This is a genomic window from Planococcus sp. VCh962, assembly GCF_057748275.1.
In genome coordinates this window covers 58,497-72,167 of record NZ_JBYLHS010000006.1, presented here as the reverse complement: position 1 = coordinate 72,167, position 13,671 = coordinate 58,497, and the positions used below count along the sequence as shown (strand labels likewise).

Sequence of the window (13,671 nt, the reverse complement as noted above, 5' to 3'; positions counted from 1 at the left end):
TTTTCTGTTCTGCTATACCTTTATCATACGAAACCAATGGCTTCTCTGTAATCATGGACATCCCATCTTTCCAGTACTCCGTTGATTCTAATATTCCCGTTATTTATCCCAATTTCACCTAAGAAACTCTTTCTAGACGTTAAAATATTTTCTTTGATCGCTTTTCGAATTCAATCTTAATTCTCCTTCACTTTATGGGATGCCGCTCCCAAACCACACTTGATATACAACTCCGAATCCAGCATGCGTGCCATAGCAGATCAGCCTGCTTCCAATAAAATGCTGTTAATTGAAAGATACCCGCTTTGGAACTCAGAGATTCTCTGAGACAGGTGTCTTTGGTCCATCGGTTTAAATTTAATAACCAATTGAATGTACCAGCATACTCAAGGCAGCGAGCTGGCTTGTCTTCGGATTGCTCGGCATCGGATTGTTTTCTTTTACTGTATTTTATAGTTATCCAGCATTTCTTAAATACTTCCTATGAGTCTTGCAATTACGGGAAAAACCGCCATTCCGAAAAAGGAATGGCGGTTTACTTTTGTATCCGTTTATTTCGTTTCTTACTCAACAGCAGACATTCTCAAACATTCCTGCAGCCTGCGTCGTTTTTACTCAATTCAAGCTTAGCCGAGGAAAAAACCGCTTTTCGAGGTTTTCAAACTGTTCCATGAACTTGCCGTATTATTCTTTGGCTTTTTATTTACGATACTCAGAACGTTTCTGCCGCATTTCTTCTTTTGCCCGATCCTGGAGGTTTTTCTCCACATTCTGAGCATGTTCCACTTCTTCCTGGATATCGCTGGCACTGTAACGCACTGTTACCGCACCGTACTTCTCTAAAATCAGATTATAGGATTCTTCAGTCAGCTCTTGGGCGATTGCCACAATTGCCACTTCCCCTTCTGTCATACGGGTAGAGATCGCTGTAATAAGGCTCGATTCTTCCCTGGCTTCGCCTGTATCTTTGGCCATTCCGACCACTGACCCGATTCCGAAGCCAAGCAGCATGCCAAGCGGACCGCCTAAAATCCCAACAAGCGAACCGATTAACCCGCCTTTCCACGTATCATTTTGCGTCCGTTTGCCTGTGTCAAAACCATCTTGCATGATGATCTGCCCATTTGATTTTTTTAATAATGCCGCTTGTGACAATGTAAAATTCTCATTGAATGTACTGGCTTTTTTCAAATCCGATAACGCCTGATAAGCTTCGCTTTCCACTTTAAAATAACTAATGATGACGTTTTCCATGTATTACATCCACTCCATTTTTTATTATTCGAAATGCTACTCCATATAATTCTTCCGTCACCGCCGTTTTTTAGCAATAACGGCAAGCTTGGAAATACTGTATACCTGGTAATCTCCAACAAATCAACGCCCGCATCAAACCATCTGCCATCCTGCTAAACAATAGCTCAGCGATGTAAAGGAAGTGACAGGAGCACATTTTTTATGGCCAGTGTCCATACCAAACAAAAATCCGTTTGATACTCACTCGCTGGACTTTTTTAGCCCTACCGTATAATACATACCCTTTTTCCCTGAATTTACTCTTAAATTCCAGTTGTGGCGGTTTACCGTCACAATCGAACCGGTAATTAGAGCCGCCTTCGGGTCCATAGAGGTACTGCGATTGTGCTTTCATTGAAGTTTAAAAGCCCAAATGAACAACGCCACTGAATCGCGATTCAATAGTAAATCCAACCCTTTGAGACGGATATGAAGTAAAATGATTTAATAGGCATTTTTTGAAAGGTTTTTGAAAGGATGAACGTAGATGGAATTATTGAAGAACGGCCACGGGGAAACAGGGGAAAGAACTGTTTGGTGGAGTGTCTTCATTTTGCTGGCCATTGGCACGGGTTATATGTTTGCCAGTGGAGAAAACACAAAAGTGATAATGGGCATTTTCACACTTATACTGATGGGAGCGATCGCTTTTGCGCAAAGACGGCTTAAACTTTCGCTGCCGAGCTTTTTTGTGAACATCGTTTATGGCTTTATCTTTATTTCAGTGGGGTTGGGTACTTTTGGCGGTTTTTATGATATTCCGCATTTTGATGATTTTCTTCATATCGCATCAGGAATCATGCTGGCGGTTGGAAGCTGGATCATCTTGCAGAAAATGGTGGGAGAACAGTTGACAGCCCGGCTGCCAAATGCTTTTATCGGCCTTTACATCATTTGTTTTTCGCTTGCTTCTGCAGCGGTCTGGGAATTGATGGAGTTCGCTGGAGATAAATTGCTTAACTTTACAATCCAAGGACGGAACCCGGATGACACCATGATTGATATGATCGATGGGTTAGTCGGAGGGACCGTTACGGCTTTTATTATTTTAAGGCAAAGGCAAAAGAAATAAATCAGATAATCCATTTAAGATGCCCTGCAGTTTATCAAAAGCTATTTGGGACAACTCATTCAGAAACGGGGATTCAACCCGATTAAAAAAGCGACAGCCGGACATCGCATGTCCGGCTGTCGCTTTCATTTTTAAAAATGAGATGCTTCAATAAAAAAAAGATTCAAAGGCAAATTGCTTAAACAGACTGTAGACAAAGTCTGGAAATGATGAGTAAGGAAACATAAAAACTCACCGGTCCGGCTACTTTTTCATGTTCAGAACAAGAACTCAGTTCCCGATTCGCAAAGCCTGGTCTTTATTCTGCAGCACCGCCAGAATACTCAAGGCAGCGAGCAGGCTTGTCTTCGGGTTACTCGGCATCGGATTGTTTTCGACTTGCAGCTGCATCCTGCCGAAATCCCCTTCCGCTTCGATGGTGTGGGTATTCCGCTCGACAGCCGGATCGACGATGACGCGCACTTTCGTTTTCTCGGCTCCGATTCCGGCAAGTGCCAGCACCAATGCCACGTTGACATTCTTCGGGAACTTTTCAACGGCTTCATATGCGGAGCCTTCGAATAGCACCTTTTCTTCGTCCGATTCCATCCCAAGTGATGCAGGCGATTTCCGTGTCGTGATTTGGACCCGCTCTAACCCACCAGCCGCTTTCGCCGATTGCAGCACATCCAATCCACCAATCGCACCGGATGGCAGGAAGATATGCGTGCCGTTGAACTCTGACAAACTTTTCAATTCATTTAAGAAAGCGACATCTTTAAAGACGCCAATGCTGCTGACGACGATATCTTTTTGATGGGCGACCACGTCTTTCAAATAAACCTTAGCCGCTTCCACCGTCGCTGCCTCCACCACAATATCGAGCGGCATATTCAAAAAACCTTGAAGATCTGTATAAAAATCGGCCTCAAACTGTTCGCTCAGCCGCTGCCCCACTTCCTGATTGCGCCCGAAAATGGCTGTGATTCTTCCATCTGCCAAGTGCTTGGAGTTTATTTGTTCCAATAAATACGTGGCAATATTGCCTGTTCCGATGATTCCGATGTTCATGATTGGCCTCCTTACCTGATTGGATGAAAGCTTTAGAATTTCACTTTCTTATATTCCGTTGAATTATGAATAGCTTTTATACCCTTAAATATATCAATGGCACATTTGAAATTGCTTGCATCAAACTTCATCAATCCGGGTATACGACACCTATAAGAAAACAAAAAGCTGTTCGATGCGCCTGACACCAGATGGTCCAGCAACAAACAGGTCACTCTAAGGGATTAGCATCCAGATTTTTTACATTACATAACCTGCAGAGCTGCCAACTCAAGAGCGGGTTATTTTTGATTCTTCTTTCTTTTAAGTTTACCACCGACAGGGAGTTTCTGGCAGAAGATATTAGGAAAGTATAATTATTGTTTAATATAAAAAGCGCAACACCTGGAGGGTTTCTCCTTCAATGGCGTTACGCTTTTTTTCTCCATCTATGATGGTTGTCCATTTGCCTGCGGGGCGGTTTCAAACACCAATCCCATTTTTAATAAACATTTTCTGAAACTTCTCCATTCAACAGCAGATGGAATGAAATATCAGCTTTTAATGAATCTGAAACAGCACAATACTTCTGTTTCCCCAGATTGATAGCTCTCCAAACTTTCTTGGCATCTATATCTCCTTCAATGGCAAAGGTTACAGCAATGGCCGTAAATCCTTTTGGCAGATCTTCTTTTCTCGTTCCATCTGTTTCTATTTCAAGTTTAGCAATAGCATCAAGATGCGGTTTTAAAATCATGGTTACATCAATCCCGATGCAGCCTGCGACAGAGGCAAGCAGCATTTCAGTGGGAGTTACACCTTGTCCTTCCCCACCATACAATTCAGTAGCATCCATGTTGATTTCATACCCGGAATCGCCTACTGCTGTGAAAGCCCGTTGTCCATTCCATTTTGTTTGCACTTTCATTGCAGACACTCCTTCCTAAGAACACGCTTCCGTAGCCGGGTTCCACTTTAACTTCATGTAATCTCTATTATGTAGCTTGCCATACAGCAGCATAAGTTCAGCCTACATTTTTTTCAAGAACTTTCTCGCTCTCTCTGTTTTAGGTTGTTTAAAGAAGTCGTCTGGCGAACCTTCTTCAACAATAAACCCGTCATCCATGAAAATGATGCGATCTGCCACTTCACTGGCAAATTCCATTTCATGGGTGACAATAACCAGGGTCATTCCCTCTTGGGCCAGTTCTTTTATGACTGCTAATACCTCTCCAACTAACTCAGGGTCTAACGCAGAGGTTGGTTCGTCAAATAGCATCACTTCAGGTTCTGCAGCCAAAGCGCGTGCAATCGCTACCCGTTGCTGTTGCCCCCCGGATAATCGCGATGGATATACATCTCTTTTTTCAGCCAGTCCGACTCTTGCCAGTAATGTTTCTCCCTTTTCAACAGCCTTTTCCTTCGGCCATTTTCTCACAACTAATAAGGCTTCAATGACATTTTCAAGTACTGTTTTATGTGGGTATAAGTTAAACTGCTGAAAAACCATCCCGCTTTGCAAACGGATCTGACGAACTGCTTTTAATTGTTTTTTCTTGCTGTCGTTCGTATTTAGTGTGGATCCTGCTACTACAACTTCACCACTGGTCATTTTTTCCAATCCGTTCAAACATCTCAGAAGCGTGCTTTTCCCTGATCCACTTGGCCCTAGAATAGCGATGACTTCACCGCTTTTCACTTCCAGATTAATGCCTTTAAGCACTTCCAGTTTTTCAAAACTCTTTAATAGATTATTTACTGTGATCATTAGTCAACACCAACTTTTATACATAAATGGACAATCTCTTTTCCAATCGTTCTAATATGAATGAAAAACCTGTACTCATAATCCAATACATGAGTGCGATCGAAAGATAAAACGGCATATAGACATAATATTGAGCAATCAATAGCTGCGCAGACCGCAGCAATTCCGTGACTGTAATGACAGAAACCAGCGATGTTTCTTTCAGCATCCCTATAAATGTATTACCGGCGGGAGGAATGGCAATTCGTATCGCCTGCGGAAAGATGATCCGTTTCATTGTTTGAAACGGTGTCATTCCTGACGCATAAGCCGCCTCCATCTGCCCTTTCGGAATGGCTTGCAGGGCACCACGCAAGGTTTCTGATAAGTAAGCCCCGATGCTTATACTGAGAGCGATGATTGCTGCTGTTAGCGGCTGCAGCTTAATCCCATAATCCACGAGCCCATAATAAATAATAATAATCTGAACCAAGGTCGGGGTTCCTCGAATGATCGATACATACGCTCTGGCCAGCCATCTGATTGGCCGAGCCCCTTTTAGTCTGGCAACTGCAACAATCGCTGCAATGATAGAGCCGAAAACCATTGAAGTAATGGTAATCAGGAGCGTATAATATGCTCCTTGGAACAAAAATGGCAAATTATCAATTACAATATCCATTTTTAAAATTCCTTTCTGTTATTCTTGAGGCTCTTCCCCAAACCATTTCACAAAGATTTCATTATAAGTTCCGTCTTCTTTTATTTCTGCTAAAATGCTATTCACTTCAGTTATGAGTTCCTGATTCCCTTTACGGGTTGCAACTCCGGCTTGGTCAGATTTAATCGGCTCACCTACAGCTTTGATCTGAAAACCGTTTTGCTCTACAACTGGATTTATCGCATACATATTATTGATTGTCGCTTCGATACGTTCAGAATCCAGATCTTTCAATGTAGTGATAACATCATCATAGGTCATGATATTAAATTCACCGACTTCAGGCATAAGCACCGTTCTTAAGTAAGTTTCATCATTTGTTCCTAAGCCAACGCCGATATTCTTCCCTTTGAAATCTTCCACTGAAGTGATTTCATCGTTATCTTCACTAACAATCACTTTAACTTGATTTGTGATATATGAATCTGAGAAGTCCATTTGTTCTTTTCTTTCGTCAGTAATCGTCATCTGACTGATTACCACATCAAATTTCTCCGCTTGCAAGCCCGCAATCATCCCTGAAAATTCCTGCGCCACAAACTCAACTTCTACTCCTAAGCCGTCAGCAATTTCTTTGGCGATATCGGCATCGAATCCGTCCATCTCCTGATTTTCATTCAAGAAATTATATGGCCGGTACGTACCCATCAAACCTACTCTCAAGACGCCATCTTCTTTAATCTGATCCAGCAATGTAGTTTCTTCTGTCTTCGTATCCTCTGCTGCTCCGCCTTCTCCTGTTTCCGTACCTGACCCACAAGCAGTTAGTATTAAAGCAAAAAATGCCGTCAGTGCAATTAGTAAAAATGATCTTTTCTTCATCGTAATCTCCCTTTCTTTTTTAAACTTAAATACCAAGCAATCCAAAAAATTCAAACTGAACGACCTCTTTGGCCAGTTCTTTCGCAGTTTTACTTTGCAGCTTCGAATATTCTTGCTGCGGCATAAATAACCATCTCTCCAGCATGCCTTCCAAAAGACTTACCAAAAGTGCAGACTGTATCACTGGATCCTTTTGAGGGAGAATGCCTAGTTCAGCTGCCCTTTCTATGTTTTTCTGAAAAGCATTTTCAAGCTTTTTCCGTGTTTCCAGAATGGCAGATTGAACGGATTCTTCTGTTTCCATCCCTTTTATAAGCAGTCCCATAAAGTACTTGTTTTGTTGAGAGAACAGAAAAAAATTCTCGAATAAGGTTTCTGAATTCTTAACCACTTCCTGTACAGTTGCTCTGGACTCCCTATATCCTTGTGAAACTACTTCAAAAAGATCGGCTTCTTTCTTATGAATAATTTCTAAAGCTATAGCTTCTTTACTTTCAAAATGCCAATAAAAAGTCCCCTGGGAAACTTTTGCCGCTTTAACGATATCCGCTACTTTTGTCTTGTGATAGCCATATTCAGAAAACTGCTTTAAGGCAATCTCCAAAATTTGTTCTCTTCGATTAGAAGCTTGCTCTTTTATAGATATATGACCCACCCCCTATTGATTGACCAGTCAGTCAGGCAAATTTTATTTTATCTGTCATGAGTAATGAAGTCAATAAAATCTATAGGAATGCTCGGGATTATTTTTCTGTTATTTTTTAAGAGATTCAGCTTTCACCAAAGCATTAATTGCCGTGCGGGTTTATAGATGAATAAAATAGAAAACCACATCCGCAATGCTGAGGCTGCGAGTGTGGCAATGTATGGAATATAAATTTCCGTGCAAAGGCGAATCGTTTAGACTTGTAATTGCAAATTTTCAATACGAGGCACCAGCTGACGAACTGTCCAGCTGCCTTCCCTGTAATTCTTGTCCAATTGTTCTTCGTCTAACGAATCAATGGCTTCCTTCAGACAGGTTGTGTGAGTTTGGATTTTTCCGAGCCATTTCTGGAGATGTTCAGTTTCATACATACGCAGTTACGGCTTACACTCTTTTGGGAATATAAAGATATTCCCAAAATAAAATATATAGTTACTACAAATGTCATAATTACTATTCCAATATAATACATTTGATGATACTATTTATTAGGATTTATAGTAAAAATGAAAGATGGGATCGCAAAGATGAGAAAGAAGATTTTAACCCTTTTAATGTTTGGCGCACTAACTTTAGTCCTTCTAGCAGGCTGTGGAGCAGAAAAACCCAGCGCTACTGTTGACGGCTTCTTAACTGCCATCCAAAAAAATGATTTAGAAAAAGCAGGGACCTTTGTGAAAGGCGGTACCGAGAGTTTGACTGCCGATCAGGAAGCAACCGATGAAGAGCTGGCATTAACCATGCTTGAAAACATCTCTAAAAACTATGATTTTAAAAAGATTGAAGAAGTATCAGCGGATGGCGACAAAGCCGTTGTGAAAGCTGAAATCACTTCTCTTGATATGGGAACGGTGATGGCCAGCACGATGGCGGAAATCATGCCTTTAGCTTTTGCCAGTGCTTTTGATGAACAGACGCCAGAGTCAGAAAAAGCTTTAGAAGAAATGACTGAAAAGACCATGGTTAAGCACATGACCGCTGAAAATGCAGCTCTTGCTACTAGAACAGTTGAATTCAATTCGGAAAAAGATGAAGAAGGAAACTTCAAAATTGTAGACGACGAGAATTTAACAGAAGCGGTCTTTGCGAACATCTCTCAGCTGGAAGATATGTTCAGTGAAGACAGTGACGCAGCGGGAGAAACTGAAGGAACTGAAGAACAGCCAGAACAAACGTCAGAAGTTCTAACCGTGGTAGCTGAAAACAAGCCATATGACGCAAAACCGATAAACGTGACACTCGAAGAAGTTTCTTTTAAGAAAGCGATGAATGTTTCAGAAGATCAGCAGGACAGCATCAACAGCATGTATTCAGATGAACCTGTAGGTGAAGAGTTCAATTATTTCTATATCAAGTACAATGCAGAGAACACCGCTGACCAAGACGTCACTTTCAACGGAATCGACGAAATCGTCTTGTTTTCAGAAGGAAAACAAGAAAAAATTGATGTCGCCTATGATTGGAAAGACTTTATCGATTACGATGAAGCACAAGATCCAGACTATTACGGCGCCATCAGCAAGACCGGAGAAGTTGGAGTAGTCATTAAAACTGATCCAAGCAAAGTAGAAAAAGTGAGAGTTGTCTTAAGTGAGTCAATGGCGACTGACAGTTACGAGACCCTTTCAGAAGCACAGAATATTGAATTCGAAGTAACGAAATAAGCATACAACACACCAGGAATCGCTAGCTTTCCTGGTGTTTTTTATGTTTTCGTAATCATTGCATCCCATCTCCTGCTCAAAACTTGCTGATGGCATGACCGTATACTTCGCCGCCTCTTTGGCATCAATAGGATGCCTAAAATGCTGAAATAGCGGGTACGGAATGATATGGACAACAAATTACTGAAACCGTTCCGGATTATTTCCATCAAGAGGACGACTGCTTTCTTGGCATTGATTTTTAAGACTGTCGTACATTTCATTGCTTTTTATATGTACAAAACAGGCACTGCAGAAATCTAACTAGGAAAGAAGGAGCTGACATGAGAACTGATTCTGCTGCAGATCTTGAACGAGAAATGGAAGCAAACAGAAAAAAGGATTATTCTTTGGACAAAATTCCGCGGGAATATCGGAGAATGGGCTGGCTAAGCATCACGAACATTACATTCGGAATCGCAACTGCCATTTTCTATTTCCAGATGGGCAGCGTTATGGCACTTCAATTCGGAGCGGCGAATGCCCTCATTTCAGCTGCCTATGCGATTATTGCAGCGGGAATTGTCGGTTCCTTTATCGTCTACCTGTCTGCCAAGTCGGGGATGAACGTCAATTTACTATCCCGAGGAGGATTCGGTTACATCGGAGCCTCGCTTACTTCTTTAATTTATGCGTCAAACTTCATCATGTACTGTGCTTTCGAAGGCATGATTCTGGTATCCGCAATCCATGCATATTTTCCTGTAATCCCCCAGTGGATTCTCATCATCATCTTTGGTTCACTGGTCATCCCGCTGAACTGGTTCGGCATCAAACAATTGGATAAGCTCCAAAAATGGTCGCTGCCGATTTTCGGTATTTTTTTAATCGCGGCAATCGTCGTTGCCTACAACCGTCCGTCCGGATACGACGGAAGTTTTTGGACGTATATGCCGGAAGGTGCCCAGATCGGCGGCACAGCTTTATTATTATGCATCGGGATGCAGCACGGCATCATGGGGCTGACAGCGCTGATCGCTTCTGATTATGCGCGTTTCCTGAAGCCGAAAGATTTGAAAATCGGCTCCATCGCAATCGGTTTTATTCCGCAAATTTTCTGTTTCGGCGTCATGGGCTGCCTCGGTATCTGGTTCGGGGTCCGAATAGGCGAATCGAACCCCGGTGTCTATATCGTTGTGCTGCTCGGACTCGGCGGCGTCCTGTTTACGACATTGACGCAAGTCCGCATCAATATCACGAATATTTACAGCGCTTCGCTTTCCCTATCGAGCTTTTTTGAAAATATGTTCCGGTTCACTCCAGGCCGGCGCTTCTGGGTAGTCATGGCAGCAGTTACGGCCATGGCGCTGATGCTTGGCGGCATCATCGACCACCTGCAAACAGCGATGACATTCCAGGGGGTAGCGCTAATGTCGTGGGCAGCGATTCTCGTAACCGATGCGCTCATCGTCAAAAAACTGCTGAAAATCGGACCCCCATATTACGACGCAAGGCAAGAGAATTTGTTTAAATGGAATCCCGTCGGCGTGGTTTCACTTCTTGTACCGACTATAATCGGAACCGTTGCCGCACTTGGTTATTTCGGACTTTTCCTCCAAAGCACCGCCGCTTTCCTAGCCGCAATGATGGCAGCTGTCATGACAGTAGTTTTGGCGCTGATCACAAAAGGCGCTTATTATGAGAAAGTGGAAGCGACAGATGTGAATCCAAAAGATTATATTGCCTAATGGATTGGAAATGCTCTCTCTAATAAAGGCTATCCGGAAAGGCCGTAAATCACGGCTTTTCCGGATAGCTTTCTTTAATGGCGACTAAAATGAAAAGCCACACCCGGCAGCCTAATGCAGCGAGTGTGGCAGTGTTTGGAATCTAAATGGAAATGTAATGAAGCAACTTACCTTAAAAGGAAAAGCACTAAAACAATCAAATGCACAACTGCAGTTATAAATGGCCCAAACGTTTCAGCCTTATCCCTAATTCTAATCCCTATAAATCCATCCAAAATTTGCACAATAATCATCCCTGCAGCAGTTATGACTACTATTTCCTTTGAAATAATAAAGAAAGGTACGATAGAAATGACAAAGAAGGCAATGCTGCGTGCAGTTACATACAAAGCTTTTTCCTCAGCATCACCTTTACTTTTCACCACTGCTAGCGAAGAAAAAAACAAACTGATTGACGCACTAATTAAAGTTATAGCAGCACATAAATAGTACATGAGCTCCGCTCTCCTTTAATATCTGTCATCAAATCGGTTGTAAAAGTCCATTTTCTCTTGCGGCTCCGGTGACATAACTTTGTAATTCATTTAAGCAAGCGATTCAATTCTCTGGAATTCCAAACTGCTTTTGAATTAAACTGCTCGCTTTGGCACTTCTAATAGCCGTTTCGATTCTCTCTACTTCCATTATACTCCCAATAAAAAAATATTTACAGACTACTTTTCTCCGAATCCCTGCCCTATACTATTCTATACAACGCTATTAGCACAGGAGGCAAATCCGGATGAACGACCAAAAAGAAGTTTTAGATCGCGGCGCTTTCTTTCACGGAACAAAAGCCCAATTGAATATCGGCGATCTGTTAGAGGCGCAATACGGATCTAATTATCAGGACAAGAAATCCAATTACATCTATTTCACAGCCACTCTAGATGCTGCCAAATGGGGCGCCGAACTTGCAGCGTCCGATGCCAAAGAACGGATTTACCTGGTCGAACCCCTGGGGGATTTCGAGAACGATCCGAACTTGACCGACAAACGGTTTCCAGGCAATCCGACACGCTCGTACCGGTCCAAATCGCCGCTAAAGATCGTCGCTGAATTAGGTTCCTGGGAACGCCATTCTGATGAAGAAATCAACCACATGCTTGCCTCTTTAAAAACCTTGCGTGAACAAGGGAAGGCAATTATCCTGGATTGATTTTTTTACGGGTTATTTGTGAATGGCTGTTGTTCAATGGATTAAGGCCAAAACATCATCTTCGAAATCAATTAAACTAAATAACCGCCATTTCTTTTCGAAATGGCGGTTATTTAGTTATCCTATCTTTTTCCTGGATAACCAGCGCATTCAGAACAGATTGGCTGGCATTATTGATTGCTGATGACAACATTCCCTTTCTTCACTCCACTCTCTACATAATGATGCGCTTGACTCAGCTGTTCCAGCGGGAATGTTTGATCAATGACCGGTTTGATCTTGCCCTCTTCCAACAGTTTGCTCAAATAGCGCAAATCTTCGGCTTTGTAGCTGGCCGCTCCCGCTATGATTTTACGGTCGCCTTTCTTCGTCGGCAAAAGCCTCCGGAACATTTGGGCAAGGCTCGGATTGCCCATCAAGTAGATGCCTTTTGGCTTCAATAAATTGACGGTTTTCGAAAACGGGCTTTTTCCCGCGACGTCGAAAATCACATCATAAGTTTCGCCACTTGTCGTAACGTCTTCTTGCCGGTAATCGATCACTTTGTCCGCGCCGATGGATAAAAGCATGTCCAACTTTTCCTTGCTGTCGATGGCCGTCACTTCTGCACCTGAATTTTTGGCGAGCTGAACGGCCACCGTGCCGATGCTTCCACCGGCTCCGATGATGAGCACTTTCTGGCCAGCTTGGATTCCCGCTTTCCGAAGAAAAAACAAGGCATTCATTCCTCCGGTTGGGATGGTGGCGGCTTCTTCAAAACTAAGCTCTTCTGGCATGTGGGCAATGGCAGAACTGCCGGGAAGGCAGAGATAGTCGGCATACGCGCCAAACTTCAAGCCAGTCGCGCCATATACACGGTCCCCTTTCTTGAATAGCGTCTGCTCATTTCCCGCGGATTCGACTTCTCCGGCAAATTCCTGTCCCAGCACGTTCAGCCTCGGTTTTCGCACACCGAAAAACAGCCGCAGCGGGACCCACAGCAGCACCGGAAATTTAAAGCTCCGGATCTCGCAATCCCCTGCTGTTACAGTGGACGCACGAACTTTTATCAGAATGTCACCGGCTTTCGGCACCGGCTTGCCGAGCTGTTGAAGTTCCATAACTTCCGGCGGCCCGTACCGGGTGCAGACCATGGCTTTCATTTTCCGTCCCCCTTTTTTGTCCGGTGAAAAGCCACCGGCCATGCCATTACCAAGTGAAGCTTATTCGGACAGCGTTTCTAAACTCTGCGTCTCCATTGGCCCTTCGTGCAATTGACGCAATTCAATCTCACCTTCGCCATATCCAATCGGGTCCGGCATCCGCTTGGCCCATTCAATGGCCTCTTCCCTCGATTTCACATCAATCAAGATGAAACCGGAAATTAATTCTTTTGGATTTGCAAAAGGCCCTTCTGTAATTACAGGCTTTTCACCAGGCTTCCCATACGAAAGGCGAATTCCGTTCGAACTGGGATAGAGCCCTTCTGCCATGATCCGAACGCCCGCTTCCTTTAACTCCTCGTTATACCTGGACATGGCTTCTATCAACTCATTGCTTGGGCGCTTTCCGGCTTCTGAACTGGGCGAAGCTTTGACGATCAACATAAAGCGCATGGAAATTCCTCCTTTTTAAGGCTGCAGCCTTTAACTTTTAACTTCTGCTATGATTTTGCTCATCCTTAATAAAATTCAAGACAACCGGATCCAA

At 43.1% G+C, this 13,671-nt stretch carries 15 protein-coding genes; 5 read left to right on the top strand and 10 right to left on the bottom strand.

From position 1 onward, the window contains the following. Window positions 1-699: 699 nt before the first annotated feature. Entirely contained in the window at window positions 700-1,254 is a 555-nt protein-coding gene (locus tag AC3AQ9_RS15270; RefSeq protein WP_488308350.1) for a DUF1269 domain-containing protein, read from the bottom strand. A gap of 529 nt (window positions 1,255-1,783) precedes the next feature. On the opposite strand from AC3AQ9_RS15270, the gene AC3AQ9_RS15265 reads away from it, so the two are divergent. After that, window positions 1,784-2,368 carry a DUF2238 domain-containing protein gene (locus AC3AQ9_RS15265; RefSeq protein WP_488308349.1) on the top strand — a complete coding sequence of 195 codons (585 nt, stop codon included), beginning with the start codon at window positions 1,784-1,786 and terminating at the stop codon, window positions 2,366-2,368. 270 nt (window positions 2,369-2,638) lie between these two features. Here AC3AQ9_RS15265 and nadX read toward each other — a convergent pair whose 3' ends face one another. The 6 genes from nadX to AC3AQ9_RS15235 all read right to left on the bottom strand — a co-directional run bounded on the left by nadX (window position 2,639) and on the right by AC3AQ9_RS15235 (window position 7,291). Further along, window positions 2,639-3,418: an aspartate dehydrogenase gene (nadX, locus tag AC3AQ9_RS15260; protein WP_488308348.1), complete on the bottom strand. Its 780-nt coding sequence runs from the start codon at window positions 3,416-3,418 to the stop codon at window positions 2,639-2,641. 481 nt (window positions 3,419-3,899) lie between these two features. Continuing rightward, complete coding sequence (locus AC3AQ9_RS15255) at window positions 3,900-4,325, bottom strand: OsmC family protein (RefSeq protein ID WP_488308347.1); 426 nt, start codon at window positions 4,323-4,325, stop codon at window positions 3,900-3,902. Between the two features lie 102 nt (window positions 4,326-4,427). Further along, window positions 4,428-5,165: an amino acid ABC transporter ATP-binding protein gene (locus tag AC3AQ9_RS15250; protein ID WP_488308346.1), complete on the bottom strand. Its 738-nt coding sequence runs from the start codon at window positions 5,163-5,165 to the stop codon at window positions 4,428-4,430. A 16-nt stretch (window positions 5,166-5,181) separates the two neighbouring features. Continuing rightward, window positions 5,182-5,826 (bottom strand): amino acid ABC transporter permease, encoded by a 645-nt coding sequence (locus AC3AQ9_RS15245; protein ID WP_488308345.1) that lies wholly within the window; start codon window positions 5,824-5,826, stop codon window positions 5,182-5,184. Between the two features lie 18 nt (window positions 5,827-5,844). Continuing rightward, window positions 5,845-6,687: a substrate-binding periplasmic protein gene (locus AC3AQ9_RS15240; protein WP_488308344.1), complete on the bottom strand. Its 843-nt coding sequence runs from the start codon at window positions 6,685-6,687 to the stop codon at window positions 5,845-5,847. Between the two features lie 25 nt (window positions 6,688-6,712). Further along, window positions 6,713-7,291 carry a TetR/AcrR family transcriptional regulator gene (locus tag AC3AQ9_RS15235; protein ID WP_488308343.1) on the bottom strand — a complete coding sequence of 193 codons (579 nt, stop codon included), beginning with the start codon at window positions 7,289-7,291 and terminating at the stop codon, window positions 6,713-6,715. 629 nt (window positions 7,292-7,920) lie between these two features. On the opposite strand from AC3AQ9_RS15235, the gene AC3AQ9_RS15230 reads away from it, so the two are divergent. From AC3AQ9_RS15230 to AC3AQ9_RS15220, 3 genes are all read left to right on the top strand, one after another. Beyond that, window positions 7,921-9,057, top strand: a complete 1,137-nt coding sequence (locus tag AC3AQ9_RS15230; protein WP_488308342.1) for a hypothetical protein — start codon at window positions 7,921-7,923, stop codon at window positions 9,055-9,057. A 168-nt stretch (window positions 9,058-9,225) separates the two neighbouring features. Then, window positions 9,226-9,360 carry a hypothetical protein gene (locus AC3AQ9_RS15225; protein WP_488308341.1) on the top strand — a complete coding sequence of 45 codons (135 nt, stop codon included), beginning with the start codon at window positions 9,226-9,228 and terminating at the stop codon, window positions 9,358-9,360. 20 nt (window positions 9,361-9,380) lie between these two features. Beyond that, complete coding sequence (locus AC3AQ9_RS15220; RefSeq protein WP_488308340.1) at window positions 9,381-10,784, top strand: purine-cytosine permease family protein; 1,404 nt, start codon at window positions 9,381-9,383, stop codon at window positions 10,782-10,784. Window positions 10,785-10,951: 167 nt separating this feature from the next. Here AC3AQ9_RS15220 and AC3AQ9_RS15215 read toward each other — a convergent pair whose 3' ends face one another. After that, entirely contained in the window at window positions 10,952-11,278 is a 327-nt protein-coding gene (locus AC3AQ9_RS15215; protein WP_488308339.1) for a hypothetical protein, read from the bottom strand. A gap of 287 nt (window positions 11,279-11,565) precedes the next feature. On the opposite strand from AC3AQ9_RS15215, the gene arr reads away from it, so the two are divergent. Continuing rightward, on the top strand, window positions 11,566-11,982 hold the full coding sequence (gene arr / locus AC3AQ9_RS15210) for an NAD(+)--rifampin ADP-ribosyltransferase (protein WP_488308338.1): 417 nt from the start codon (window positions 11,566-11,568) through the stop codon (window positions 11,980-11,982). A gap of 170 nt (window positions 11,983-12,152) precedes the next feature. On the opposite strand, the gene AC3AQ9_RS15205 is transcribed toward arr, so the two are convergent. Further along, window positions 12,153-13,124: an NAD(P)-dependent alcohol dehydrogenase gene (locus tag AC3AQ9_RS15205; protein ID WP_488308337.1), complete on the bottom strand. Its 972-nt coding sequence runs from the start codon at window positions 13,122-13,124 to the stop codon at window positions 12,153-12,155. A gap of 60 nt (window positions 13,125-13,184) precedes the next feature. Next, entirely contained in the window at window positions 13,185-13,577 is a 393-nt protein-coding gene (locus tag AC3AQ9_RS15200; protein ID WP_488308336.1) for a YciI family protein, read from the bottom strand. Window positions 13,578-13,671 lie beyond the last annotated feature (94 nt).

Excerpts from the sequence above, each read along its gene's own strand:
- AC3AQ9_RS15215 (WP_488308339.1), bottom strand. The coding sequence starts at position 11,278 with ATGTACTATTTATGTGCTGCTATAACTTTAATTAGTGCGTCAATCAGT.
- AC3AQ9_RS15225 (WP_488308341.1), top strand. The coding sequence starts at position 9,226 with ATGGACAACAAATTACTGAAACCGTTCCGGATTATTTCCATCAAGAGG.
- arr (WP_488308338.1), top strand. The coding sequence starts at position 11,566 with ATGAACGACCAAAAAGAAGTTTTAGATCGCGGCGCTTTCTTTCACGGA.
- AC3AQ9_RS15230 (WP_488308342.1), top strand. The coding sequence starts at position 7,921 with ATGAGAAAGAAGATTTTAACCCTTTTAATGTTTGGCGCACTAACTTTA.
- AC3AQ9_RS15270 (WP_488308350.1), bottom strand. The coding sequence starts at position 1,254 with ATGGAAAACGTCATCATTAGTTATTTTAAAGTGGAAAGCGAAGCTTAT.
- AC3AQ9_RS15200 (WP_488308336.1), bottom strand. The coding sequence starts at position 13,577 with ATGCGCTTTATGTTGATCGTCAAAGCTTCGCCCAGTTCAGAAGCCGGA.
- AC3AQ9_RS15245 (WP_488308345.1), bottom strand. The coding sequence starts at position 5,826 with ATGGATATTGTAATTGATAATTTGCCATTTTTGTTCCAAGGAGCATAT.
- AC3AQ9_RS15255 (WP_488308347.1), bottom strand. The coding sequence starts at position 4,325 with ATGAAAGTGCAAACAAAATGGAATGGACAACGGGCTTTCACAGCAGTA.
- AC3AQ9_RS15265 (WP_488308349.1), top strand. The coding sequence starts at position 1,784 with ATGGAATTATTGAAGAACGGCCACGGGGAAACAGGGGAAAGAACTGTT.
- nadX (WP_488308348.1), bottom strand. The coding sequence starts at position 3,418 with ATGAACATCGGAATCATCGGAACAGGCAATATTGCCACGTATTTATTG.
- AC3AQ9_RS15250 (WP_488308346.1), bottom strand. The coding sequence starts at position 5,165 with ATGATCACAGTAAATAATCTATTAAAGAGTTTTGAAAAACTGGAAGTG.
- AC3AQ9_RS15205 (WP_488308337.1), bottom strand. The coding sequence starts at position 13,124 with ATGAAAGCCATGGTCTGCACCCGGTACGGGCCGCCGGAAGTTATGGAA.
- AC3AQ9_RS15240 (WP_488308344.1), bottom strand. The coding sequence starts at position 6,687 with ATGAAGAAAAGATCATTTTTACTAATTGCACTGACGGCATTTTTTGCT.
- AC3AQ9_RS15220 (WP_488308340.1), top strand. The coding sequence starts at position 9,381 with ATGAGAACTGATTCTGCTGCAGATCTTGAACGAGAAATGGAAGCAAAC.